This is a genomic window from Pseudoalteromonas sp. Z9A5 (assembly GCF_011378875.1).
GTDB lineage: Bacteria > Pseudomonadota > Gammaproteobacteria > Enterobacterales > Alteromonadaceae > Pseudoalteromonas.
On the sequence record NZ_WTLC01000011.1, the window covers coordinates 1 to 24,671 of the forward strand.

The following is a 24,671-nucleotide window of genomic DNA, read 5'->3' on the forward strand; positions in this document are numbered from 1 at the left end:
GCGAAATCTTTAGCAACACCGCCGTATACTTTTGCAAGTACGTTAGTGATTGCTGCAGTTAGTGTAGTTTTACCGTGGTCAACGTGGCCGATTGTGCCAACGTTTACGTGCGGTTTTACGCGTTCAAACTTTTCTTTTGCCATGACGGAACCTATCAGTTTTGTGTATCTAGATTACATATGAAAATAATCCACCATAGGTAGATTAAGTTAATTTTTTCAAATTTCAAATAGTTTTTTTTCTGACAGATAAAGGAAGTGTTCAAGGAGATTCTTAAGACTGGTGCTGATAGGCAGAGTCGAACTGCCGACCTCACCCTTACCAAGGGTGCGCTCTACCAACTGAGCTATATCAGCAACACAAGAACTGGAGCGGGCAGCGGGAATCGAACCCGCATCATCAGCTTGGAAGGCTGAGGTAATAGCCATTATACGATGCCCGCATAGGAATCTGTTCTTAAAATACCTCTAACCGTCAAGAATAAAGTGGTGGAGGGAGCTGGATTCGAACCAGCGAAGGCTGAGCCGTCAGATTTACAGTCTGATCCCTTTGGCCGCTCGGGAACCCCTCCACGATAATTCTCTACTAATTCACTTTCGGTAAAAGGAAAGTGGTGCCGACTAACCGAGTCGAACGGTTGACCTACTGATTACAAGTCAGTTGCTCTACCAGCTGAGCTAAGTCGGCACTGCTTTAGTACGGGGCGAGATATTAGAGTAAGGCTTATTGGGATGCAACAATAAAATTAAAAAAAGTGTAAATTTTTAGTTTAAATGCTCAATATTCACTCGAATTTATGTTTTTTACACTTTTTTATACTGTTTCGGTTAATTCGTACCAATAATTTAAGCCCTTCATTACTAACAATGAATCAAAAATACTTCCTTCAAATTGCTGTTGTAATAATGAGCCATAGCCACCAGCAAAAATTATTTGCACCTGTTGAGTGTTTTTTTGCACGCCTAAGTGTTGTTTTGCTTGTTCAACGGCTCCAACAGTTGCAACCAAGGCACCATTTTTTAAACCATTAGGTGTGTTTTTACCCAATTCATTAGCAAACGGTGTTTTATCATCGTCAAAAACACGCTGAGTATTTTGTGTGAGTGATGAGGTCATTAAATCAAGCCCAGGTAAAATCCAACCACCTAAATGCTGCCCTTGGCTATTAAGAACATCAATTGTGGTCGCTGTTCCGGCATCAACAACAATACATGCCTTTTTAGGGCAAAGTGTAAAGCCAGCAATAAGCGCAAGCCATCTATCGATTCCTAGATTATTAACGTGCTCGTAAGCGCAGGTCAATTCTCCAAGCTTTTTTGTTACTTTTGCTTCAAAGCAATTAATATTATTAATAGCAGCTTGCGTTCGAATATCGTTTAGTAATTCACTACGACCTACGCAGGCAAATACAACTTCTTTTATTTGCGACCAAGGTAAATTATTTATATCAGCGGCTTTACTTTGTTTATTTTGCCAAAGCACCGCTTTTAACGATGTATTTCCTACATCAATCAGCAATCTCATATTTGTGCCTTTCTAAGAGAAACTTCGCCGCCATAATAACTTTTCACTTCGCCATCTTGTCGAATGCGAATGCCACCTTGTGAGTCAATACCTTCACATATTCCACGCCAGCTGCGGTGCCCTGTATTTAACTCAACACATTCACCGGCAAATGCATTTAATGAATTCCATTGTTCATACATAGTTTGTAAACCTGTTTGGCGATACTCTACTAAACGTTGCTCTAGACAATTAGTAAGTGAAGCCACCAGCTGGTTTTTATCGAGTTGTTGAGTATGTTGGCTTAAGTCGGTCCATGCTTGATCTATATGCTGGCTAAAACTGTCTGGCATTTGTAAGTTTATACCTATCCCAATCACCAACTGACATGGTCCTTGCGGCTGCCCATCAAGCTCAACTAATACTCCAGCTAGCTTTTGTTTATTTAAGTAAATATCGTTTGGCCACTTTAGTTCTATATCAATGTTATAAAGCACTTTTATAGCGTCATACACAGCTAAGCCAACAGCAATAGATACGCCCATTGCTGCTTGTAAACCATCGTCTAAACGCCAAAAGTAACTGTAATAAAGGTTTGCACCAAATGGAGATTGCCAAACACGCCCGCGACGTCCACGCCCTGCTTGCTGCATTTCGGCAACTATAACCGTGCCCGACTCAAGCGTCTCTTTTGCTTGTATGCGGCGCATTAGCTCACTATTGGTCGAATCAATAATAGGATGAACTTCTACATTGGCAGTGCTTGCACCCAGCGCTTTATAGTTTTTTTGTATTTGCACTTGGTTTAAAAGACCAACATGATTATTTAAGCTGTAACCTTTACCAGTTACTTTAAAAATATCTAAACCCATCTCTTGCAAGGTTTTAATATGTTTACTAACTGCTGCACGGCTAATCCCTAGCTCATCACCTAGCGCTTGACCAGATACAAAGCCACCTTCATTTAAGGCATTTAAAATGGCGAGCTTATTTCCATTAGGTGCTTTCACTGTACCGACTCCGTATTAATATGATATTCGCTGGTTTGATCAAATAAACGTACTTCATGCTCAAGCATAATGCTGTAACGTGAAAATACAGTTTGCTGAATATGCTTGATCATAGCGATTAAATCATCACCTTCACTTTCACCATGGTTTACGAGCACTAAAGCTTGTTCTTGATGTACTTCAATACCAGCAACTCTATAACCCTTTAAACCTGCCTTATCTATTAACCAGCCCGCCGCTACTTTGTGATGATTTTTTCCGTATTCGTAATGCGGTAGCTCCGGAAAAATTTTTAATAGTTTACTCAGGCGTTCATTAGTAATAATAGGATTTTTAAAAAAACTGCCTGCATTGGGTAATGTATAAGGATTGGGTAATTTACTATTGCGCGTATGTATTACTTGCTCAAATACAGCCTGCGGTGTAATTGCTGTAATTTGTTGTAGGGGTCCATAACTAAGAATTGGCTGCCATTTTTTAGGTAACGCTAAATGCACCTGAGTAATAACGGCTTTGTTTTTAAGAGCATGCTTAAAAATAGAGTCGCGATAAGCAAATTCACACTGTGTATTATTAAGGCTCACAATGGCTTTACTTGCTATATCAAAATACTCAATTGACTCTACAAATTTGGCAAGCTCTACACCATATGCACCAATATTTTGTACTGGTGCTGCGCCCACTGTACCTGGGATAAGTGCCAAGTTTTCAAGCCCTGGAATATTTTCATCAAGTAAATAACTGACTAGTTGATGCCAGTTTTCGCCTGCAGCAATGCCAATTAAGTAATCGCTTTCGCGTTCATTGACTTTAATGCCTTTGGTCGCCATTTTAATAACAGTGCCAGCATAGTTATTTAAAAAAATAGTATTACTTCCCTCTCCTAACAAACAAAAAGGAGACTCAAAGCTTTGCGTTTTAAGTTGCTCTAGATGAGTAATTTCAACAAAATTTTGGCATTGGTTATTCAATGCAAATGTATGTAAGGGTTGTAATGCGTGCGCCACAAAGCTCTCTAAATATACCGGTAACTAATCGCAATAGTTTACCTCATCGTCGCAAATTGCGCATCAGATTGTAAAAATCACTCAACCCACTCAACCAATCGTGATATAAAACGTGTTCTTTTTATTTGTGTTCAGGGTAATTATGAAAATCAAACCTCTTTTTTTAAGCCTCGCTATGGCAGGTATGTGCTCGCAAGCAATGGCAAATGCTATTGACCAAAATTCGTATGCTAACCTTGATGATGTTATTACTACTCACTTAAACCTTGATTTAGATGTCGATTTTGCCGACAAGCAGTTAGAAGGTTTTGTTGAGCACACTCTTCAGTGGAACAACAGCAAAAGCAGAACTCTCGTACTTGATACCCGCGATTTAGACATTGATAAAGTAATGTATGAAGATCAAAGTGGCGATTGGCACAAAGCAAAATTTAGCTTAGCTGACCGCGACGATGTTAAAGGTTCTAAACTAACGATTACTTTTAAAAGCCAAGCTAAAATAGTACGAATTTACTATAACAGCCGCCCAGAAGCATCTGGTTTGCAGTGGTTAACACCTGAGCAAACAGCAAGCAAAACGCACCCATTTATGTACAGTCAATCGCAAGCAATTCATGCTCGTAGTTGGATACCAGTACAAGATACACCAGCAATGCGTGTAACTTACTCTGCACGTATACATACACCAAAAGACGTGCGTGCTGTAATGAGCGCCGATAACAAAGACGCACTTTACAAAGATGGCGACTACCTCTTTGATATGCCACAAGCTATTTCACCTTACCTAATTGCAATTGGCGCTGGTAACTTAGAATTTAAAGCGATGTCTCATCAAACAGGTATTTTTGCTGAGCCTACAATTTTAGAAGCCTCAGTTGCTGAATTTGACGACACACAAGCCATGATCGACAAAACAAATGCTATGTACGGCGAATATGCTTGGGGACGTTATGATTTACTTATGTTACCACCTAGTTTTCCGTTTGGCGGAATGGAAAATCCACGCTTATCATTTATTACCCCAACCGTTGTTGCAGGCGATAAAAGCTTAGTTAACCTTATTGCCCATGAACTTGCGCATTCTTGGTCTGGTAACTTAGTAACTAACGCAACGTGGGAAGATTTATGGTTAAACGAAGGTTTTACCTCATACGTTGAAAACCGCATTATGGAAGAAGTATTTGGTCGTGACCGTGCAGTTATGGAACAAGCACTTGATTCAGCGTCTTTACGTGCACAAATTAAAACAATCGATGCACCAGATACCCGCCTTAACTTAAAACTTAATGGTCGCGACCCAGACGATGCTTTTAGTTCAGTGCCTTATACTAAAGGTCAGTTATTTTTAATTTACCTAGAAAACAAATACGGTCGCGATAAATTTGACCCATTTGTAAAAGCGTACTTTAAAGAGTTTTCGTTTAAATCGCTTACTACAGCAGAGTTTGTTGTTTACCTAAAAGCTAACTTAATTGAAAAGTATCCTGGCGTTGTAAGCATGGATAAAGTAAATGAGTGGATTTTTGAGCCAGGCTTACCGAGTGATGCACCAAATCCAACGTCTGATGCATTTGATAAAGTAGATACTGAAACTGCAGCATGGTTAAAAGGCGACACAACAGCGGCACAACTTCCTACTACCGATTGGTCTGTGCATGAGTGGTTACACTTTTTAAATAATTTACCACGCGATTTAAGCCAAGAGCACATGGTAGAACTCGACTCAGAGTTTAACTTAACGCAGTCAACCAATGCAGAGCGTGCATTTGCTTGGTTTATGCTGGCAGTAGGCAATGGTTATCAACCAATTTACCCTGCGCTTGATAAACATTTATCAGGTATTGGTCGTCGTAAATTGATTGTTCCGTTATATAAATCACTTATCACTAACGGTAAAAAAGAGTGGGCACAAAGTGTGTACTTAAAAGCGCGTCCTGGGTATCACCCACTAGCGCAAGGCACTATAGATGCATTGTTTGATAAATAACTTAATATTTTAAATGCAAAAAGGGTCGATAATTCGACCCTTTTTTAATGCAAATAAACTATTTTTTTACTTTATTCAAAAATGCTTTTTGTTGTTCTGGTGTTGCTTGTTGCCACCAAAAATCAAGCATGTCGGCAGCGCTTGGTATGCCTTTGTCGTTGTTTAGCGCAGTAGAAACTGATTGCTCCACTCTTTGTGATACTACTGGTTTATTTACCATTTGCTTAACCGGCATTTCTCTTGCCAGCTCTTTATTAGAAATAATATCTAATGGCACAGCTAATGAGCTATTTTTTGCCTTTAAGCCTACTTCAGGTGCTTCTGCAAAGACCTTAGCAGAAATTGCGTTATTGGCACGATTAAACACTAACGCATAATCTTTTCCTGCTTCAACTGTTACCTCTACCCAAAAAGGTTCAGACTCAACAACTTCATGCGTATCGTAATCGTCTTCATATAAATCGGTATATTTTAATCTTAACTGATAAGTACCTGGTGCGAGTTCTACATCATCAACACGGCTAAATAATGAGCTTTCAATAATACGCTCACCCACTTGTAATGGCACAAACTCTTCAGGAAAGTGAATATTCTCTGCCATACTCGATACACTAAACAACAGTGCAACTGCACTGCCTAAAAACATTGATTTACGCATATTGACTCCTTTATTTGATTTCAGTTTGACACCGCTTTGAAAGTTTGTCATTAGTGAGCTTAAAATTCATAACACTTAATTAGGAACACACTATGAGCCAAGAAACTATTTTCACAAAAATAATTAATCGTGAAATTCCAGCAAGTATTGTTTACGAAGACGATGACACACTTGCGTTTAGAGATATAAACCCTCAGGCTCCATTTCACGTGTTAATTATCCCAAAAAAAGCAATTGCCACTATAAATGATATAAATGAAGGTAACGCTCATTTAGTTGGTAATTTATACGTTGCTGCTGCAAAAATAGCCAAACAAAATAACTTCGCTGATGATGGTTATCGTGTTGTGATGAACTGTAATGAGCACGGTGGGCAAACTGTATATCACATACATTTACACATGCTTGCTGGTAAAGAGATGGGCTGGCCTCCATACCAAGACACTAAAAAAGAAACTATTTAAAATTATTTGATGAAGCACTTTTTACCTCACATTAGATTACAAATGTTAAGAAAATTCATCACCATAAAGTAAAAAACAATTACTTATTTGCAACATTTTGTGTTTAAATAATCGTAAAATCGTACTTGTTTTTAGGTATATCCATGACTTTCTAATACAAAAGGTCTGGAAGTCGTGATAAACTTAATCAGTCAGCTTTATAAAAGAGTATAAAAAACATGAGCAGTTCTGCCTTTTTGCTATTAGATCAGGAGCCAATTAACACAATTGGCATTAACGTTTTAGAACCTTTGTTAAAAACACAAGGTCTTAACGTAACCACAGGTACTAATATTTTAGATATACCTGAAGGGACTAGACTTTTGTTTATCGAAACATCAAGCAAGGATGCATGGGGAAAACTAAAAGAACAATTAGTAAACCTACGTATAAAATGCGATATCATATTATTTAATTTAGACGAAAACCCAGAACTAGCTAATCGCGCACTATTAAGCGGTATTCGTGGCGTATTTTATACAACCGACAATGCGGATGTATTAATGAAAGGTATTCGCTTGTTAATGGAAGATCAGCTTTGGTATCGCCGCGACATTATGTGTAACGCATTAAACCGCATGTTGCAGTTTAATAAAGACGCGCTACATAAGCTTACCGAAGGTGATATAGAACCTGTTAAATTAACTAAACGAGAAAAAGCAATTATCTCGTTAATGAGTAATGGTTCTAAAAATAAAGAAATCGCTGAAGAGCTAAGCATTAGCCCGCACACTGTAAAAACACACTTATACAGCGCATTTAGAAAAACTAAATGCCGTAACCGTATTGAGTTACTGTCTTGGGCACAGCAAAATATACCAGACGAAATTCGCTAAATATAAATTTCGGCTAAGCATTAAAACAGACACTCAGGTGTCTGTTTTTGTATGTGTTATGTGCTTATTTAATACCAATTCACTTAATTAAATGATCTATTTTAGAACAAGAGTATTTGTCGATAACAAAGCAAAAATTTCGTTATTTAGTTGATCTCAGTCAGACATTTTTAACGCAATTAGCGTCTGGTTTAATCCCTTAAATTGATTAGTATTATTGCGGATTGGTATCAGTGTATACTTTTGATAACCTTAGTTTAAACGCTACTTTGCTGGAATTCCCATGCTAGACTCTTTCACTCTTTATTTTGCCAGCATAGCCATCATGGTTGTAATGACCTTACTTAACTTTTTAACATGGCGCACAAACAAACAGATTCCAGGTACCTTACTTTATATTTTCTATCCTGTTTTACTGCTGGGTTCTGTTATTGGCTTTACCCTCGTTGGTGATACTCACAATTTAGTTATTATTAATATTGCCAGCTGCATGATGTTTGCCGCATCAATTGTGCATTGCCTTTCGCTGAGCCAGTTTTTGAACTACCACGGGATTGGTTTTAAATTACTTTGCTCAATTACTGCATTTACTGCTGTAATGCTTGGTTATTATACGTTTTTCGACCCTTCTTTGCGTGAAAGAGTCATTGCCTCTGATATACAACACATTGCAGAAGCTAGCTTTTTACTGTTTATATTCATTAAGTATGCCCGAAAACCCTACCCTAACGGCAGTATTGTATACATAACAATTTTAACGCTTGTTACTTTTAGCTTTATTGGTCGCTCGTTATTTATGAATAATATTGAACAAAAAAACCTTTTAGTAAACGGCTGGTTTAGCTCATTATTATTTTTAAATGGTGTAATTGCCCCTATGTTTTATGCTGCGGGCATGGCGCTGTTATGTAATGAGCGAAGAGAGCAGCACCTTAATAAATTAGCCGACAAAGCACAAAAAGATTTAGAAATACGCGGGTTATTTTTATCAACTATAAGCCACGAAATTCGCACTCCACTTAACGGTATTTTAGGCAGTGCCCAACTTGTTATGAATCAAACTAGTGATACGCGTAATAAAGCTTATTGCGAAGCAATTATAAACTCCGCCGAATCGCTCAATTTACTAGTAGATAAAGTACTTGATTACGCAAGCCTAGATCAAAGTGATGAAGCGCTCTACGAAGAGGATATAGAGTTTAAAACATGGCTTAACAATTTATGCCTGTTACTCAGCCCGCTAGCGGAGCAAAAACAACTCAAGTTTGAACTTGTATGTAATATTCCCGACCAAGCCTGTTATTACTGTGACCAACAAAAGCTTAGGCAAATTATTATTAACTTAGTCGGTAATGCAATTAAGTTTACTGATCACGGAAGTGTAAAAATTCAAGTTGATTTAATGGCTGAAGAACAACTTGAGCACACCATAAAAATTAGTGTAAAAGACTCAGGTCCAGGTATAGAAAACGACGAGATAGCCTACTTAACAGAACCTTATGTACAAAGCAGTGCAGGTAAAGAAAAAGGCGGAACAGGTCTTGGTTTAGCTATTACCAGTCGTTTACTCGAAAAACTAAGTAGCCGGCTCGAAATAGCAAGCCAGCTAAGTATTGGCAGTGTATTTAGCTTTACCATTACTTTTACTTTAGGTGAATTGAGCCTTGTAGAGCAGCGTCATCAAACTAAAGATTATTTAACGGGTCTTGATGTATTGTTGGTTGAAGATTTAGATTTAAATCAAAAAATTGCTATTGAATTTATGGCAGACGATGAACACAAAATTAAGCTCGCAAAAGATGGCAAAAGCGCCATAGAACTCATGCAAGCCCACCACTTTGATGTTGTTTTGCTTGATATGAATCTACCTGATTTAACAGGGCAAGAAGTACTTAAGCGCTTAAAACGCATTGATCATAAAAACCAACGCACCCCTGTACTCGCTTTTACTGCAAGCCTTAGCCCTGACGAGGTGAAAGAATATTTAGAATTAGGAATAAAAGATATTGTAGGCAAGCCTATTAAGCATGAAAAGCTTCGCCAAGCACTTAGCGACTCTCAATCAAATCAAACCGCTAGCATTGCTGTTGAGCTAATAGATACGTTATACGATAAAACCGCAGCCGAAACACTCACCAGCTCGTTTAGTGAAGACGAAGTGTCGTCAATTTATAATGAGTTTGTGCTTTCGGCGCGCAATAAACTTATTCGCTGTCAAAAATTAATAGATCAACATCCAGAGCAATGCATTAAACTTTTACATCGCCAAGCAAGTACGGCTCTGCAACTGGGTTTTAACCGCTATGGTATTGAGCTTAAAAAAATAGAGCGCCGTTTACTTGATAAAAAGCCACATAACGATATGCTTGATGAAGCCTTAGATCTGTGGCAACGCAGCTTAGAGAAGTATTTAAAGTATGTGCGCGGACAGTTAGGGTAGCATTAAAAAATCACATATTTTCAATGCTTTGCTTTTAACTATTCAAACCTCGCAACTTCTTCGAAGCTAAGCCCAGTAAAGTCATGTGCTTGCAAGGCACAAAATAGGTTTAAAGAAACGTCTCTATCATTTACACGAGAGTCAAAAACGTAAGTGCCTTCAAATCGGTCTTCTGGCATTTTAAATATGCAGCTATGCTTTGGTAGTTTTTCTTTTTTGAACACCGCTTTTTGTAATCCGATATTTAAACTTGGCAGCATAAAAGTACTCATCTCAACATTTAATATACCCTCTATTTTTCGAGTGACATTATAAAAGTACCAATTATCATCACCTACATAGAAAGGAAGTAACTCTCCCGAATCTTCGAAAAGTTCAGCCAATTCATTTGCTACATGGCCCCTTATAGCAAGACCTTGTAAATTAATTGCAGTGAAATCACCTAGGGGTGTCTCTTTTTCATTATTATAATGGGCACTAAAATTTATCAGTGTAGACTCTTTTGTAGAAGTATCAGGTTTCCATAGGTCAGGTTCACATAAAGCTTCGCTATCAGGAAATATGACTCTGTAATGATTAACATCCGGCGTTATTTTATAAATTACTTTACTCATTGATGTTGAAACGTCCTTTTTGGCATGGCTTTGATTTTTTAACCCCTTCCATATTTATCATCAAATCGCTCTATATCGCTTTCATTAAGTACAGTGCCGGTTTGCACTTCAATGACAATTAACGGCTCTTTTTGATTATTAGCCAAACTATGAATTTGCTTAGCCGCGATATAACACGATTGGTCATGCGTTAGCGTATACGCTTGCTCATTAATACACACATCTGCAATACCCGAAACCACAACCCAATGTTCAGCGCGATACTGATGGCGCTGCGTCGAAAGCTTAGCACCGCTGTTAACAGTAATTTTTTTAACTTTAAAGCCAGTGCCTTCAACCAAAGTACGGTAATTTCCCCATGGGCGAAAAACCACTTGATGATGGTTAAGCTTATCGGCTTGTGTTGTAGCAATTTGCTTAAGCAACAAAGGCAAAGAATCTAGCTCATTTTGGTTTGCAATTAACGTGGCATCATGAGTATGAATAATTGCTAAATTGCTTACTCCAAGCGTGGCAATAGTATGTTCAGCTTCGTTAATAACTAAGTTATTAGTGCTTTTTTGAGCCATATAATTAGCATTTAAACTATTACCGTTTTCATCTTTTTTTGTAAGCGCATCAAGGGATGAAAAACTACCTACATCACTCCATTTTAAATCAACAGGTATAACAACTACGTTATTACTGCGCTCTAAAATGGCGTGATCAATTGAATCGCTTGGGCAGTGATCAAGCGCACTATTGCTTGGGCGGGTAAACCCTAAATCTTTGGTAAATTGTGCCGCTGCAGCGACACTCGTTGCTATTTTTGGCGCAAACCGTTCTAGCTCTTTTAAATAGGTCGCTGGGGTAAATAAAAACATGCCGCTATTCCAGCTATAACCACCTTGAGCTAAATAACGGTTCGCTGTATCTAAGTCAGGCTTTTCTTTAAATTGAGCAACATCGTAACAACCCGTACCGGCAATAGCCGCGCCTTGTTTTATATAGCCATAACCAGTATGCGGCTCTGTAGGAGTAATAGAAAATGTAACTAGCTTACCTTGCTCAGCAAGTTTTACAGCTTCAGGGAGCTTAGCTGTTAGTACATCAAAGTTTTCAATATGATGATCGGCGGGCATCACTAATAGCGGACCGGTAATCCCATTTTGCAGTGCATAGTGGGCGGCTAATGCGATGGCAGGCGCGGTGTTTTTACCTTTGGGTTCGAGTAATAATGCACTAGGAGTTGAGCTTGCAGCTTGCTCGGCGGCAATAAATCGGTGCCGCTCATTACACACTAAAATAGCATTATCAAACAACTCATTAGAAACACGCGCCAATGTACTTTGCAGTAATGACGTGTTTTCATTTAGTAGTGGTAAAAATTGTTTAGGCATTGCTTGGCGAGAAAGCGGCCACAAGCGAGAGCCTATGCCACCAGCTAAAATTACAGGAGTGATTAAAGTGTTCATAATGTATATTAGCCGCCAACAAAAATATCAGCGACTATTTTAACACTTTATTGGCTCTACGCTAAATTAACGTGTCTATATTAATGTAAAAGGGTCTGCATCTAAATAGGCAGGAAACGCTGCTTTAAACTCATCCAGTGGTGCTTTTTCAAGTGTTATAGTAACTAGTTGCTCAGCGTCATCTTGCGCTTTAGTTAATCCATCGCCTTTGAAGTCGTATACTGCGGTACCGCCATTGTGCGAGGCACCATTACCGTCTTCCCCCACACGATTAACGCCTACTACGTAGCATAGGTTTTCCATTGCACGCGCCATAAGTAACGTATCCCAAATATGGCGGCGCACAGCAGGCCAATTTGCTACGTTTATCATTACATCGTAGTCGTTATTATTACGTTGAAATACCGGAAAGCGCAGGTCGTAACACACCTGTGGTAATAGTTTAAAACCGTTGATTTCAAAAACTTTACGCTCTTGCCCTGCTACAACGTAGTCGCCCTCACTGCCTAAGCGAAATAAATGGCGTTTATCGTAATAACTCACTTCACCATCGGGCTTTACCCAATAAAACCGATTCGCTTTTTTATCACCTTGTGCAACAAGTACCGAACCGGCAATAACCGCATTATGTTTATGAGCCTGCGCCTTTAACCAAATAAGTACTTTACCGTTTTCAGGCTCTGCACAATCTAAATTAATAGCAAAGCCAGTCGAGAATGTTTCGGGCAATAAAATAAGATCGGGCTGATGCGTAATTGCTTCAAGTTGCTTATTGAACATGGCTAAATTAGCGTCTTTATCAAGCCAATAAAGCGAGCTTTGCAATGCTGTAATGGTTAAAGTTGACATAATATTTGCGCAGCCTCTATGAGAGTGTTGTCGTTTTTAGCAAAGCACAAACGAATTACTTTATCGGTTGGTGGTTTTTGATAAAACACACTTAACGGAATAGCCGCCACACCTGCTTGCTCAACTAACCAATGGCAAAAATCAACATCGTTTAAATCCGATACATCGCTGTAATCTAACAATAAAAAGTAAGTGCCCTGGCTAGGTAAAATTTTAAAACGGCTGTTACTTAAATAACTCGCTAATAAGTCGCGTTTTTGCTGATAAAACCCACTTAGCTCATCTATATGCTCACCTTGCTGCTCGAGCATATCGGCAAGCGCATGCTGTGCAGGGGTAAAACTTGAAAACGTAACATACTGATGAATTTTTCTAAATTCGACAGCTAAATCGGCAGGTGCAATACAGTAACCCATTTTCCAGCCCGTGCTGTGAAACGTTTTACCAAAACTCGATACAACAAAGCTTTTGGCAAGTAATTCATCATCGCGTAATACGCTTAAATGCGGTTGCTGATCAAACGTAATGTGCTCATATACCTCATCGCTTATTACATATAAATTGTGAGTACCAACTAACTTTTTAAGCTCTTTTATATCGTGTGGCTGTAATATTTTACCGCTTGGGTTATGGGGTGTATTAATAATAATTGCACGGGTATTTTTAGTAATTACTTGGCTCACTACTTGCCAATCAATGGTGTAGTTAGGCGCACTTAAAGCAATGTGTACCGACTTTCCACCAGCAAGTTCAATTGCGGGTTGGTAAGAGTCATATGCAGGGTCAAATACAATCACTTCATCATTAGGGCGCACAATTGCTTGAATGGCTACAAACAATGCCTCTGTTGCACCCGAGGTAACAGTAACTTGATCAGCTGCGTTTATATCAGCTGCATATTTGCGCTTTGCTAAATCAGCAATTTGTTGCTGTAATCGTGGTACACCACTTGAAGGTGAATATTGATTAACGCCCTGCTGCACATAATAATTTAACTGCGTTTTTAAAAGATCAGGAGCATCAAACTCAGGAAAGCCTTGAGAGAGATTAATTGCCGAAAACTCACTAGCCAACCCGCTCATTTGGCTAAATATACTAACGCCTAAATTTGGTAATTTACTTTCAAACACGTGATGCCCTTAATGATGGTTTTGCGCTTAAAGCGATGCTATCATTGCTTAAAACAGAAGTATAGCCGTCTAAAAACAATTAACTTTACGCTCATTAGTGAGGAATGTATGCAAAACAATACCGCTATTTCACAACTTATTGAAGCCGGAAAATGGGTTAGCCAAAAAGGCTGGGTACCCGCAACAGGCGGAAATTTTTCAGCTCGTACTAGCACTGGCTTTGTTGTTACGGCAAGTGGGCACGATAAAGGTTCACTTACGCAAGAGCATTTTTTGCAATTAGATCACCAAGGCGAGCGCCTAGCTGGGGCTGTAAAGCCATCGGCAGAAACACAATTACACCTAAGTTTGTATCAGCTTATACCTGATGCGCAGTGTGTTTTGCATACTCACTCTGTAGCCGCCACCGTACTGTCGCAAATTACCCAAAGGCATCAGCTTGATTTAACAGGCTATGAAATGCAAAAAGCACTGAGCGGCTTTACTTCCCATTTAGAAACGCTGAGCATTCCTATTTTCGATAACGATCAAGATATTGACCGATTAAGCCTGCTGGTCAGTGACCATCATTTACATACGCCGATAGAGCATGGCGTACTGATACGTGGCCATGGTTTATATGCTGTAGGGCGCAATATTGATGAAGTTCGTCGCCACCTAGAAGCCTTAGAGTTTTTATTTAGCTGCGAACTAGAGCGCCTAAAAATAATAGGTATTCAAGCGGGAGTAACTAAATGATTAAAGCCATTTTAACCGACATCGAAGGCACAATAACCCGCATCTCGTTTGTTAAAGAGGTGTTGTTTCCTTACGCGGCAAAACAATTACCGACCTTTGTACGTGCCAATGCTAATAAGCCAGATGTAGCCGAGCAAATTAATGCCGTAAAAGCGCTTATCGAAAAGCCAAACGCCGATATAGAAGAAGTCATTAGCACTTTACTTACCTGGATTGATGAAGATAAAAAAATCACTCCACTTAAGCAGTTACAAGGCTTAATTTGGCAAACAGGATATGAACACGGTGATTTTAAGGGGCATTTATACCCAGATGCATTTGATTTTTTACAAGCTCAACACAACAACGATATTACTTTATATGTGTACTCATCAGGGTCGGTAAAAGCGCAGCAGCTACTTTTTAAATACAGTGATTATGGCGACATTCGCAGCTTGTTTACTGACTTTTTTGACACCAAAGTTGGCGCAAAACAAGAGCAAATAGCCTATAACACTATTGTTGAGCTGTTACCGTTTAAAGCAGCAGAAATACTCTTTTTAAGTGATGTAGCCGGCGAGCTTGATGCCGCACAAGCTGCGGGCTTAAAAACACTACATTTAATTCGTGATGGGCAAGCAAGCACTAAAGCACACCCTTATATTAATGACTTTAGCCAATTTAAATTGGAGCAATTAGTATGAGCCAATTAACGGTGTATGCCGACAACAATGCAAACAAAGCACTTGTAAGCACATCAAACGCTGATGATATTGTAAATCAACTAGCTAAAGTAAACGTACGCTTTGAACAGTGGCAAGCAAATGCAGATATTAATGAGCACACCACCCATGAGCAAATTATTAGTGCGTACAAAAACGATATAGATCGATTAAAAATCGAAAATGGCTATCAAACAGTAGACGTTATATCTCTAGCTAAAGGTAATCTTGGCGCATCAGAGCTGCGCAAAAAGTTTTTATTTGAACATACTCATAGTGAAGACGAAGTGCGTTTTTTTGTAAAAGGCCAAGGGCTATTTTGCCTACATTTAGACAATAAGGTTTATCAGGTACTTTGCCAACAAGGCGATTTAATTTCAGTGCCTGAACTTACCCCGCATTGGTTTGATATGGGAAGCGACCCTGAGTTTACTGCCATTCGCTTATTTAACAATACAGAGGGCTGGGTAGCAAAAAGTACTGACTCGTCTATTGCAGAGCAATTTCCGCTATTATCGTAAGTTAGTCATTCAAAACCTTGGTCCACACTAATAAACATAATGTGAACCAAGGATATTACGAAATTACTTAAGCTTTATAAGTTCGCCATTTTCTACCTGACTTTGGTTATAAACACCGGTGTCTAACACCCACCCTGTGACCAGCTTTGCCGGCGTTATATCAAATGCTGGGTTATATATATTAGCATTAGTGGGCGCCCATAAAGCCTCGCCAAAGCTACCGCTAACTCCGCGCACTTCTTGAGGATTACGTTGCTCTATTTCTATATCATCACCACACACGGTATTGGTATCAAGCGTGGTAATAGGCGCAACTACATAAAATGGAATGTTATGGAAATACGCAAGTACGGCTAAATTATAGGTGCCCACTTTATTAGCAAAATCACCATTGGCAGCAATACGATCAGCCCCTACCACTATTTTATCCACCTTACCTGCAGCCATTAAACTTGCCGCCATATTATCGCAAATTAATGTATAAGGTATTTTCCAGCGCTCAAGCTCAAAGGCTGTTAAGCGACCGCCTTGTAATAATGGTCGTGTTTCATCAACCCACACATGTACGTTGCCATATTTTTGCTGCGCTTTGTAAATAACACCTAGTGCAGTACCAATACCAGCGGTTGCAAGTGCCCCTGTATTACAATGGGTTAATATGTTGTCGCCACTATTTATAAGCTCGGCGCCACGGTTTGCCATTCGCTCACACAGCGCTATATCTTCTATAAACAACCGCTCGGCTGTGGTAACAATACCGGCAACATAATCGCTTTGCGTTAAAGCTTTACGCAATGCCGCCATACAATGCATTAAATTAACCGCCGTTGGGCGTGTGGCTTCTAGTTCGTTGATTGCTTTTTCAAGTTCACTTTTAACTACCCCATGCTCAGCTAAATACGCCACTAGCAAGCTCGCGCTTAAACCAATAAGTGGAGCTCCACGCACTTTTAAACTAATGATCAGCTCTTTCATGGTTTCTACATCATGGCACTGATGCCATACCTGCTGGTGAGGTAGTAAATATTGGTCGAGCACACTAAGCGACCCGTTTTCATATTTTAAACTGCTTGCGATTAAATTTTGCATAATGCTTAAGGTATTAAAAATGCGTAACGTTATTTTACACCACTTTGAATAACTCTCAAGTTGGACTTGTAGACATCTAAACATTTAAAAGTATAGAATGCTTAAAAGCTGATTTTTGAGATTTAAACCATGACTAACTATGTTGCTTTTAACGCACAGCGCGCTATCGATTACGTATCGACATTAATTGAATCTAAACAATGTAATTTTTTTGCTCAAGGACAAACCTTATCGGCATATGAGTTTGGTGATGGCAATCTTAATTTAGTATTTAGAGTTACTGATGAGCAAAATAATAGCGTTATTTTAAAGCAAGCTCTGCCTTACGCGCGTTGCGTGGGTGAGTCGTGGCCATTAACGCTTGATAGAGCTCGTATAGAAGCACAAGTTTTGCTTAATCATGGTGCTATTTGCCCAACTTATACTGCTAGGGTTTTACATTATAGTGAAATGCAAGCACTGACTATTTTAGAAGATTTAGGTAATTTACAAATACTGCGCACTGCACAAAATAATGCGGAGCAATTTCCTAAATTGGCGCAGCATGTAGCTACCTACTTAAGCCATACTGGTTTTTATAATTCAGATTTTTATTTAACCGCGCAAATTAAAAAAGCACTCGTTAGTCAATTTATTAATCCTGAACTTTGCCAAATCACTGAGGACTTATTTTTTAGCGATCCGTACATTGAGCACGAACGCAATAACTACCCAGAGCAACTACAAAGCGAAGTTGATGCAATACAAAAAAACAGCGCATTAAAGTTAGAAATAGCAAAACTAAAAGCTAATTTTTTATCTAACCCGCAAACATTACTTCATGGTGATATGCATAGCGGCAGTATTTTTGTTGATTGTAATAATACGAAGATGATCGACCCTGAGTTTGGCTTTTTTGGTCCTGCTGGGTTCGATATTGGCTCTTTTATTGGTAATTTACTTTTAAATTACTGCGCGCAATACGGGCATATTGAAGATTTTGTGGCTCGTCGTAATTATCAAACCCACTTATTAAGCACCCTTGTTGAATGCTATACCTTATTTGAACAGCATTGGCTTACGCTTATAAATGAGCACACTACTGATAATGCGCTAAAGGTTACAGGCTACGGTGAATACTTTATAAAAGGCGTATTACAAGACGCCATTGGTTACTGTGGTGCTGAGTTAATTAGGCGCACCATAGGGCTCGCACATGTAACCGATATAGATAGTATTGGTGATGATAAGGCGCGTCTTATAGTGCAAAAACAAACATTAGCACTAGGCGAGCAACTTATTTTGAATGCCCACACGTGCAACAACAAAGAAGCATTTTTTAGTTTATTAATAAGCCAATTAAACTAAAAAACACTAAAAAAGGCGCTATTAGCGCCTTTTTTAGTTAGTTAAAAACTTACTTGTAGTTTTCGTAAATTTTATCGAGCGGTTCTGATAAACCACTTTCTTGCACTATACGTACATGTTCACGTTTTAATTCGCGTGCACTAGTCACACCACAAGAATGGGCTATTAGCCCAGCTCCGTAATGAATGTATTTATTATAGTTAGCTACTCGTTGCGCTTTATCAGCTACATTTAAGCCGCGTTGCAAACGCTCGTTATGCGTAGTGATCCCGGTCGGACAGGTATCTTTATTACATTGCATTGCCTGAATACAGCCCAGTGCAAACATATGCCCTCGAGCCGATACAACAAAATCAGCACCCAACGCTAACGCCCAAGCCACCTTTGAAGGAACAATTAATTTACCAGAGGCGATTATTTTAATACGATCTCGCAGCCCATGTTTTTCAAGCATATTAACTACAAGCGGTAAACTTTCACGAAGTGGTAAACCCACTGAATCCATAAGCGGTTGTGGTGCAGCGCCCGTACCACCATCAGCACTATCTATAGTAATAAAGTCAGGTGCAGACTCTATACCACGGTGATTTATTTCAGCGAACAACGTTTCTAACCATCCGTAAGCACCAATTACCGCTTTAAAGCCTGTAGGCTTACCTGTCGCGTTACGTACAGTGGCAATCATATCGAGAATATCGGCTGGGTTTTTAATTTCAGGATGACCATTGGGACTAATAGAGTCTTGTCCCTCTGGAATACCCCTAATTTTAGCTATTTCGGCGTTAACTTTGCGCCCTGGTAACATACCGCCTTTACCTGGTTTTGCACCTTGGCTCATTTTAAGTTCAAACATTTTTACTTGTTCGTGAGCCGCTATTTCTTTTAGTTTTTCGGTACTTAAATTTCCATGCTCGTCTCGTGCACCATATTTAGCTGTACCAATCTGAAACACTAAATCGGCACCACCTTCTAAGTGATAAGGACTTAATCCTCCTTCACCGGTGTTCATCCAACAACCCGCTAGTTTTGCCCCTTTTGATAAGGCTCGTACAGCTGGCTTTGAAAGCGCACCAAAACTCATACCAGATACATTGAATAACGAGTTGGTTGTGTAAGGTGTTTTACAGTATGGACCCAAAGTAACATTACTCGGGTCGAGCGCTTCTTCGTCTAAAGTAGGAAACGCACAGTTCATAAACATAACCGTACCTGTTACTTCTAAGCTTTGTGTAGAGCCAAATGCAGCCGTACGGTCAACATCTTTTGCTGCACGATAAACCCAACTACGCTCAGCGCGGTTAAATGGCATTTCTTCTCTATCTTGAGCAAAAAAGTACTGTCTAAAAAACTCACCTTGGCGTTCAAAAAAATATCGAAAGCGACCAATAACAGGGTAATTACGTCTAATAGCATGCTTAGTTTGTGTTACATCTCGAATATAAAAAACGACAACGATTAAAACCAACAACCCTAAAACAACAATAAACATACTTGCAAATACATCAATACTAAACATTATAAAATTACTCACCCAAGGCCCCTTGATGACTGTTTTTAAAATAAAAAAGTGCTATACCACCAAAATGACATAACACTTTTATTTGTTCAAGGCTTTAACTGCCTTAATATCTAATTCTGTTGTTTAGCTAACTCTGCTTTTATATATAAACGCACTTGTGTTTCAAGTACCGATAAAGGCACTGAACCATGGCGTAATATTTGATGATGAAATTCACGAATATCAAAGCTTTTTCCTAGCGCTTGCTCTGCTTCAATGCGTAAACGCTTAATAGTAAGCTCACCTATTTTGTACGAAAGCGCCTGTGCAGGCCATGTTATATAACGATCGGTTTCTGTTTTAACGTTATGCAACGAAAGCGCTGTATTTTCACTCATAAAGTTCATGGCACGCTCTCTGCTCCAGCCATACATATGCATACCCGTATCAACAACTAAACGTGCCGCTCGCCACATTTCATACGTTAAACGACCAAAACGGCTATATGGGTTTTGATAAAAACCAGCTTCAATCCCTAAATACTCAGAGTAAAGCCCCCAACCTTCACCAAATGCCGAAAGGTAAGCATCACGACGATAACTAGGTAAGCTTTCTAGCTCTGCATTAAGTGATATTTGTAAATGATGGCCAGGCACGGCTTCGTGCAGCGTTAATGCTTCTAAAACATACAAAGGGCGCTTATCTAAAGCGTAAGTATTTACCCAATAATACCCTGCTTCATCATCTCGATTAGAGCCAGAATAGCGACCTGTTGTGTATTTAGGAGCAATACTGGCTGGTACGGGTGCTACACCATAAGGTTTGCGCGGTAAGGTATGAAATAACTTCGGCAGTTGTGCATCCATTTTTTTAGCAATATAAGATGCTTCTTTTAAAAGTTGCTCTGGTGTTGTGGCGTAAAATTGTGGATCAGTGCGTAAAAAGTGGACAAATTCGGCAAACGTGCCTTTAAAACCTACTTCTGCTATTACGTTTTCCATTTCACTACGAATTCGTGCAACTTCTTTTAAGCCAAGTTCGTGAATCTCTTTAGGTGTCATATCGGTGGTGGTGTAGTACTTAGCTCTATTTTTATAAAACGCTTCGCCATTAGGTGTATCTGATATACCAATACTTGTACGTGCACCAGGTCGATATTGCTGCGTAAAAAACGCTAAGTAATCTTTATAAGATTTTATAATCTCTTCTTTTATAATATTTTTAGCTTTTTGTTGTAGTGCTTTAAATTCACTTTCGCTTAAACCAGCTGTGTTAGTTAAAAATGGTTTATAAAATTCAGACGTAGTTACATCGTCAACAATGTAGGCATTAATTGAATCTTCATAACCTTCCAATACAGCTTTAGGTTGAGTAAGCCCTGTCTCAAGCCCTTTTTTCATCCAATACATGTTTTGCTCAAAAAAGCGTGGAACTTGCGCCAATCGTGCAAGATAAACTTGGTAATCTTCCGGGTTTTTATATTGAGAGCTATTTATTATGTACGACAAACCAGAATGAAACCCATACTCAGAGGTAAGCGGCATATAGTGCGCATTAAATACATATTCATCGACACTGTTTTGTACTTGAGCTCGAATAATATCGAAGTTAATTTGATTTTCATCACTTAGCTTTTCAATATCAATAGTGTCTAATTCAGCAAGTAATCGCGTTTTATTTTTATATTCTTGCGCTAAAAATTCAGGGGATAAATTTGGTAATAAATAACCTTCAACATCACCTACACGATCGTAAGGGTTAATACTTTCTCTATAATCAACAATACTTTGCGCTACTTGAGTAAATTGTTGATCTGAATTTTGCATGGTCATTTGGCATGCACTTAATGAGAACAAAACCGTAATACCAAATAATGATTGGCGTAATGGTCTTAGTAAAAAATTATTCATTATAATATGACTTAGTAATGTAATTAATTTCATAAAGCTATCGTAGGATAAATAAATAGCAAGTAAATGAGACCAACCTCATAGTAATAATCTCTACTTATACTAAGTGTATTAATACGTTACATACATTAAATGAAGTAAAAACAAGCTTAATTGATGACAAAAACAGCTATTGAGCCGCTAAAGTAAAATTTAAGTTCCCTAACTCTCATTTTTCCTTTTAAATAGCGATTATAAAGATTACTGTAGATAAAAATAATAAAAAGCTGGGATGCATAACCGCCTCATGGAATGAGATATTCGAATTTGCACTTACTGCGTACTTAGTTGGTATTTAAAATGATGTTCCATGATTCCATGGCTATTGCACAAGAAAAAATGACTAAGGTGTGTGTTTTTTTAGAACGCTTTGCGCTTGCACCTACTCCTTTGAATTATCAAGTTGTTTATACTTACACAAGCCAAACTAATTTAAAGCTAAATAACGCTCTAGATCGCATTATTGCGACTAACGATAATATTGATAGCGTTTTAATCGAACAATTATATTCTGAATTTTTAAATACGAGTCATACAACTCAAGTCAGTATGATTCAAAATGTTGATGGTGTTATAAATTCACTTTCTCACAATGCTCAAGCAACTGAAAAACAAATAATTCGCTTTGCTGGTCAAGTAAGCGAGTGTGTACATACACTAGATGAAAACAACATAGAACAGAGTCGCCAAGCGCTTGAAGTATTGAATAATCAAACCGCAGAACTATTAAAACAACACAAACAATTTAAACAAGAACTCAGTAAAGCTAAACGACTACATGACAAAACACAAAAACAGCTTACTCAATTACGTAAGCAACATGTTGTTGATAGCCAAACGGGTCTTTATAAACGCCATTATTTAACACAACAAACACAAGTGTGGACCAATCAGCAAAAATCTATTTGCGCTATTGCGATACAAATCGATAATTTAGATCATTTTACTGATAATTACGGCGATATTATCGGAGAAGTTATTTTAAACAAAGTGGCAAAACAAGTTCAAAAATACGTATTTCAAAGTGGTTTACCAGGGCGTACAGCTAAAGATCAATTTACCGTATTATTAGCCGACATAGACCCTGAAACAGCGAATGTAATTGCCGAAAAAGTACGTAATGGTGTTGAAAAGCTGCGTTTTGTTAGCTCAAAAACGGGTACTAAGCTACCTGCAATTAATTTATCGTTAGGTATTGCGCAACACGATCAGTTAGATGACTTCAATCAACTAGCAAGAAAAGCCTCTCAAGCAGCTTTTAAAGCGCGCTCACTCGGGCAAAGCTGTTTTACTGCTGGACATTAAATCGCCTGATGAATCATATTCAAATTGCACCAGCACGGCACAATAAAGTACACTAGCGTTTATTGCCACGATAGGATTAATCATGAACGAGACACCAGAAAAGACCACGCATTTTGGCTATAAAACAGTAGCCGAAGACGATAAAGCCTCAATGGTTGCAGACGTATTTCACTCAGTTGCGGCAAAATACGATGTAATGAATGATTTGATGTCTTTTGGTGTGCATCGCTTATGGAAGCGTCAAACAATTGCAAGCTCTGGCGTACGTAAAGGTCATCATGTACTTGATTTAGCTGGCGGTACTGGTGATTTAACTGCTAAATTTAGCCAATTAGTTGGTGAAACAGGTCAGGTTGTTTTAGGCGACATCAATTCTTCAATGCTTAAGGTTGGTCGTGAAAAGCTACATAACCTTGGGTTAGTAGGCAATATTGACTACGTACAAATGAACGCCGAAATGCTGCCATTTCCAGATAATAGCTTTGATGTGATCACTATTGCATTTGGTTTACGTAATGTAACTGACAAAGATAAAGCATTACGCTCTATGTACCGTATTTTAAAGCCAGGTGGTCGTTTATTGGTATTAGAGTTTTCTAAACCTGAGCATGAAGTACTTAGCAAAGCTTACGATTTTTACTCATTCAATTTATTACCGACAATGGGCAAGCTAGTTGCTAACGACAGTGAGTCATACAAATATCTAGCTGAATCAATTCGTATGCATCCAGATCAAGATACTTTAAAAGCAATGATGGATGATGCTGGTTTTGAACAAACAACGTATCAAAACCTTACCGGTGGTATTGTTGCACTTCATCGCGGTTTTAAATATTAAGGCAGAGATTAATGACGCTTGAACAAGCAACTGAGAAAAATAATGGTGCGTTAAATACATCAACTTTTTTTATGTTACCTAATTTTGTACTGTCGCTTATTGAGCGCATACTTAATCAAGCACTTAAACTCGATCCACAACTATCGCAAAAACTAAGCGCCGTAGAACAACAGCGCTTAGTAGTTGAAGTGAGGAATTGGCAGCAAACCATTCAACTCGTTTTCGCCGATAAAAAATTACATTTATATACCGCACAAAGCAGTGATAACGCTGACTGTATGATAAGCGCAGACATCGACACTCTCATTGCGCTAAAAAACCCAGCAATGCTTACGCAGTTAATACGCCAAGATAAACTCGATTTACAAGGTGATTTAAATATTGCCCAAACTTACAGTAATGCATTTTCGGGTTTAGATATCGATTGGCCAGAACAACTATCAAAATACATTGGCGATGCCCCTACACAACAACTGTATCTATATTTAAAAGCACTTGGACAGCAGAGCAATAAAACAAAAGCTCAAATTAGTTCCATATTTACAAGCTTATGCCAAGACGAGCTTGCGATTACAATTCATCCGCTAGAGCTTGAGCAATTTAAACAACAAAATAGAGAGCTCAAAGGTCAAGTTGCTGCTATTGAACAACGTATAAATACCCTACTAAACACCGTAACCCGCTAAGGATTTTT

Annotated in this window: 23 protein-coding genes and 4 tRNA genes; 11 read left to right on the forward strand and 16 right to left on the reverse strand. The window is 38.7% G+C overall.

From position 1 onward, the window contains the following. The 8 genes from GQR56_RS07440 to murB all read right to left on the reverse strand — a co-directional run. Positions 1 to 143 (reverse strand): GTP-binding protein (locus tag GQR56_RS07440; RefSeq protein WP_240914468.1); only part of this gene is annotated, 143 nt, incomplete at its 3' end. A gap of 137 nt (positions 144 to 280) precedes the next feature. After that, a tRNA-Thr gene (locus tag GQR56_RS07445) sits at positions 281 to 356 on the reverse strand. An 11-nt stretch (positions 357 to 367) separates the two neighbouring features. Next, positions 368 to 442, reverse strand: a tRNA-Gly gene (locus GQR56_RS07450). Positions 443 to 486: 44 nt separating this feature from the next. Beyond that, positions 487 to 571, reverse strand: a tRNA-Tyr gene (locus tag GQR56_RS07455). Between the two features lie 40 nt (positions 572 to 611). Continuing rightward, a tRNA-Thr gene (locus GQR56_RS07460) sits at positions 612 to 687 on the reverse strand. Between the two features lie 126 nt (positions 688 to 813). Next, positions 814 to 1,524, reverse strand: a complete 711-nt coding sequence (locus tag GQR56_RS07465) for a pantothenate kinase (RefSeq protein ID WP_166109968.1) — start codon at positions 1,522 to 1,524, stop codon at positions 814 to 816. Next, positions 1,521 to 2,513 (reverse strand): bifunctional biotin--[acetyl-CoA-carboxylase] ligase/biotin operon repressor BirA, encoded by a 993-nt coding sequence (gene birA / locus GQR56_RS07470; protein WP_166109971.1) that lies wholly within the window; start codon positions 2,511 to 2,513, stop codon positions 1,521 to 1,523. The genes GQR56_RS07465 and birA overlap by 4 nt, the downstream gene beginning before the upstream one ends. Continuing rightward, positions 2,510 to 3,520, reverse strand: a complete 1,011-nt coding sequence (gene murB, locus GQR56_RS07475; RefSeq protein WP_166109974.1) for a UDP-N-acetylmuramate dehydrogenase — start codon at positions 3,518 to 3,520, stop codon at positions 2,510 to 2,512. The genes birA and murB overlap by 4 nt, the downstream gene beginning before the upstream one ends. A 142-nt stretch (positions 3,521 to 3,662) precedes the next feature. Between murB and GQR56_RS07480 the strand changes: the two genes are divergently transcribed. Beyond that, positions 3,663 to 5,507: a M1 family metallopeptidase gene (locus tag GQR56_RS07480; RefSeq protein ID WP_166109977.1), complete on the forward strand. Its 1,845-nt coding sequence runs from the start codon at positions 3,663 to 3,665 to the stop codon at positions 5,505 to 5,507. 58 nt (positions 5,508 to 5,565) lie between these two features. On the opposite strand, the gene GQR56_RS07485 is transcribed toward GQR56_RS07480, so the two are convergent. After that, positions 5,566 to 6,165, reverse strand: coding sequence for a DUF2057 domain-containing protein (locus GQR56_RS07485; protein WP_166109980.1), 600 nt, complete (start codon positions 6,163 to 6,165; stop codon positions 5,566 to 5,568). Between the two features lie 92 nt (positions 6,166 to 6,257). Here GQR56_RS07485 and GQR56_RS07490 point away from each other — a divergent pair, with 92 nt between their 5' ends. The 3 genes from GQR56_RS07490 (at position 6,258) to GQR56_RS07500 (ending at position 9,944) form a co-directional block, all read left to right on the forward strand. Beyond that, positions 6,258 to 6,629 carry a histidine triad nucleotide-binding protein gene (locus GQR56_RS07490; protein ID WP_166109983.1) on the forward strand — a complete coding sequence of 124 codons (372 nt, stop codon included), beginning with the start codon at positions 6,258 to 6,260 and terminating at the stop codon, positions 6,627 to 6,629. A gap of 218 nt (positions 6,630 to 6,847) precedes the next feature. After that, entirely contained in the window at positions 6,848 to 7,504 is a 657-nt protein-coding gene (locus GQR56_RS07495) for a response regulator transcription factor (RefSeq protein WP_024610782.1), read from the forward strand. Positions 7,505 to 7,787: 283 nt separating this feature from the next. Continuing rightward, a complete protein-coding gene (locus tag GQR56_RS07500; RefSeq protein WP_166109986.1) occupies positions 7,788 to 9,944 on the forward strand; it encodes a response regulator in 2,157 nt (718 codons plus the stop codon). A gap of 38 nt (positions 9,945 to 9,982) precedes the next feature. On the opposite strand, the gene GQR56_RS07505 is transcribed toward GQR56_RS07500, so the two are convergent. From GQR56_RS07505 to GQR56_RS07520, 4 genes are all read right to left on the reverse strand, one after another. After that, on the reverse strand, positions 9,983 to 10,558 hold the full coding sequence (locus GQR56_RS07505) for a hypothetical protein (protein WP_024610784.1): 576 nt from the start codon (positions 10,556 to 10,558) through the stop codon (positions 9,983 to 9,985). Between the two features lie 38 nt (positions 10,559 to 10,596). Then, a complete protein-coding gene (locus GQR56_RS07510) occupies positions 10,597 to 12,012 on the reverse strand; it encodes a mannose-1-phosphate guanylyltransferase/mannose-6-phosphate isomerase (RefSeq protein ID WP_166109989.1) in 1,416 nt (471 codons plus the stop codon). Between the two features lie 75 nt (positions 12,013 to 12,087). Then, a complete protein-coding gene (locus tag GQR56_RS07515) occupies positions 12,088 to 12,861 on the reverse strand; it encodes an amidohydrolase (protein WP_166109992.1) in 774 nt (257 codons plus the stop codon). After that, positions 12,849 to 13,991, reverse strand: coding sequence for a methionine aminotransferase (locus GQR56_RS07520; RefSeq protein ID WP_166109995.1), 1,143 nt, complete (start codon positions 13,989 to 13,991; stop codon positions 12,849 to 12,851). Before GQR56_RS07520 ends, GQR56_RS07515 begins: the two co-directional genes overlap by 13 nt. A 108-nt stretch (positions 13,992 to 14,099) precedes the next feature. Here GQR56_RS07520 and GQR56_RS07525 point away from each other — a divergent pair, with 108 nt between their 5' ends. The 3 genes from GQR56_RS07525 to GQR56_RS07535 are packed head-to-tail and all read left to right on the forward strand — an operon-like array spanning position 14,100 to position 15,951. Next, positions 14,100 to 14,729, forward strand: coding sequence for a methylthioribulose 1-phosphate dehydratase (locus GQR56_RS07525; protein WP_024589460.1), 630 nt, complete (start codon positions 14,100 to 14,102; stop codon positions 14,727 to 14,729). Next, positions 14,726 to 15,412 (forward strand): acireductone synthase, encoded by a 687-nt coding sequence (mtnC, locus tag GQR56_RS07530; protein WP_166109998.1) that lies wholly within the window; start codon positions 14,726 to 14,728, stop codon positions 15,410 to 15,412. The genes GQR56_RS07525 and mtnC overlap by 4 nt, the downstream gene beginning before the upstream one ends. Next, a complete protein-coding gene (locus GQR56_RS07535; protein WP_166110001.1) occupies positions 15,409 to 15,951 on the forward strand; it encodes an acireductone dioxygenase in 543 nt (180 codons plus the stop codon). Before mtnC ends, GQR56_RS07535 begins: the two co-directional genes overlap by 4 nt. Before the next feature lie 63 nt (positions 15,952 to 16,014). Here GQR56_RS07535 and mtnA read toward each other — a convergent pair whose 3' ends face one another. Beyond that, a complete protein-coding gene (gene mtnA, locus GQR56_RS07540) occupies positions 16,015 to 17,040 on the reverse strand; it encodes an S-methyl-5-thioribose-1-phosphate isomerase (protein WP_166110004.1) in 1,026 nt (341 codons plus the stop codon). 129 nt (positions 17,041 to 17,169) lie between these two features. On the opposite strand from mtnA, the gene mtnK reads away from it, so the two are divergent. Then, positions 17,170 to 18,387 (forward strand): S-methyl-5-thioribose kinase, encoded by a 1,218-nt coding sequence (mtnK, locus tag GQR56_RS07545; RefSeq protein ID WP_166110007.1) that lies wholly within the window; start codon positions 17,170 to 17,172, stop codon positions 18,385 to 18,387. Positions 18,388 to 18,436: 49 nt separating this feature from the next. On the opposite strand, the gene GQR56_RS07550 is transcribed toward mtnK, so the two are convergent. Together GQR56_RS07550 and GQR56_RS07555 are read right to left on the reverse strand one after the other, a co-directional pair. Beyond that, entirely contained in the window at positions 18,437 to 19,903 is a 1,467-nt protein-coding gene (locus GQR56_RS07550) for an FMN-binding glutamate synthase family protein (RefSeq protein ID WP_007579865.1), read from the reverse strand. A 113-nt stretch (positions 19,904 to 20,016) separates the two neighbouring features. Continuing rightward, a complete protein-coding gene (locus tag GQR56_RS07555) occupies positions 20,017 to 21,795 on the reverse strand; it encodes a DUF885 domain-containing protein (protein WP_166110153.1) in 1,779 nt (592 codons plus the stop codon). Positions 21,796 to 22,152: 357 nt separating this feature from the next. On the opposite strand from GQR56_RS07555, the gene GQR56_RS07560 reads away from it, so the two are divergent. From GQR56_RS07560 to GQR56_RS07570, 3 genes are all read left to right on the forward strand, one after another. Then, positions 22,153 to 23,139, forward strand: a complete 987-nt coding sequence (locus GQR56_RS07560) for a GGDEF domain-containing protein (RefSeq protein WP_166110156.1) — start codon at positions 22,153 to 22,155, stop codon at positions 23,137 to 23,139. Positions 23,140 to 23,221: 82 nt separating this feature from the next. Then, positions 23,222 to 23,977, forward strand: a complete 756-nt coding sequence (gene ubiE / locus GQR56_RS07565; RefSeq protein WP_024610793.1) for a bifunctional demethylmenaquinone methyltransferase/2-methoxy-6-polyprenyl-1,4-benzoquinol methylase UbiE — start codon at positions 23,222 to 23,224, stop codon at positions 23,975 to 23,977. 11 nt (positions 23,978 to 23,988) lie between these two features. After that, positions 23,989 to 24,663, forward strand: coding sequence for an SCP2 sterol-binding domain-containing protein (locus tag GQR56_RS07570; protein ID WP_166110010.1), 675 nt, complete (start codon positions 23,989 to 23,991; stop codon positions 24,661 to 24,663). Positions 24,664 to 24,671: the final 8 nt, after the last annotated feature.

Excerpts from the sequence above, each read along its gene's own strand:
- GQR56_RS07495 (WP_024610782.1), top strand. The coding sequence starts at position 6,848 with ATGAGCAGTTCTGCCTTTTTGCTATTAGATCAGGAGCCAATTAACACA.
- GQR56_RS07525 (WP_024589460.1), top strand. The coding sequence starts at position 14,100 with ATGCAAAACAATACCGCTATTTCACAACTTATTGAAGCCGGAAAATGG.
- GQR56_RS07560 (WP_166110156.1), top strand. The coding sequence starts at position 22,153 with ATGGCTATTGCACAAGAAAAAATGACTAAGGTGTGTGTTTTTTTAGAA.
- GQR56_RS07535 (WP_166110001.1), top strand. The coding sequence starts at position 15,409 with ATGAGCCAATTAACGGTGTATGCCGACAACAATGCAAACAAAGCACTT.
- GQR56_RS07505 (WP_024610784.1), bottom strand. The coding sequence starts at position 10,558 with ATGAGTAAAGTAATTTATAAAATAACGCCGGATGTTAATCATTACAGA.
- ubiE (WP_024610793.1), top strand. The coding sequence starts at position 23,222 with ATGAACGAGACACCAGAAAAGACCACGCATTTTGGCTATAAAACAGTA.
- GQR56_RS07555 (WP_166110153.1), bottom strand. The coding sequence starts at position 21,795 with ATGAATAATTTTTTACTAAGACCATTACGCCAATCATTATTTGGTATT.
- mtnA (WP_166110004.1), bottom strand. The coding sequence starts at position 17,040 with ATGCAAAATTTAATCGCAAGCAGTTTAAAATATGAAAACGGGTCGCTT.
- mtnK (WP_166110007.1), top strand. The coding sequence starts at position 17,170 with ATGACTAACTATGTTGCTTTTAACGCACAGCGCGCTATCGATTACGTA.
- GQR56_RS07510 (WP_166109989.1), bottom strand. The coding sequence starts at position 12,012 with ATGAACACTTTAATCACTCCTGTAATTTTAGCTGGTGGCATAGGCTCT.
- GQR56_RS07465 (WP_166109968.1), bottom strand. The coding sequence starts at position 1,524 with ATGAGATTGCTGATTGATGTAGGAAATACATCGTTAAAAGCGGTGCTT.
- GQR56_RS07490 (WP_166109983.1), top strand. The coding sequence starts at position 6,258 with ATGAGCCAAGAAACTATTTTCACAAAAATAATTAATCGTGAAATTCCA.
- GQR56_RS07480 (WP_166109977.1), top strand. The coding sequence starts at position 3,663 with ATGAAAATCAAACCTCTTTTTTTAAGCCTCGCTATGGCAGGTATGTGC.
- GQR56_RS07500 (WP_166109986.1), top strand. The coding sequence starts at position 7,788 with ATGCTAGACTCTTTCACTCTTTATTTTGCCAGCATAGCCATCATGGTT.
- GQR56_RS07485 (WP_166109980.1), bottom strand. The coding sequence starts at position 6,165 with ATGCGTAAATCAATGTTTTTAGGCAGTGCAGTTGCACTGTTGTTTAGT.
- GQR56_RS07550 (WP_007579865.1), bottom strand. The coding sequence starts at position 19,903 with ATGTTTAGTATTGATGTATTTGCAAGTATGTTTATTGTTGTTTTAGGG.
- mtnC (WP_166109998.1), top strand. The coding sequence starts at position 14,726 with ATGATTAAAGCCATTTTAACCGACATCGAAGGCACAATAACCCGCATC.
- GQR56_RS07515 (WP_166109992.1), bottom strand. The coding sequence starts at position 12,861 with ATGTCAACTTTAACCATTACAGCATTGCAAAGCTCGCTTTATTGGCTT.
- GQR56_RS07570 (WP_166110010.1), top strand. The coding sequence starts at position 23,989 with ATGACGCTTGAACAAGCAACTGAGAAAAATAATGGTGCGTTAAATACA.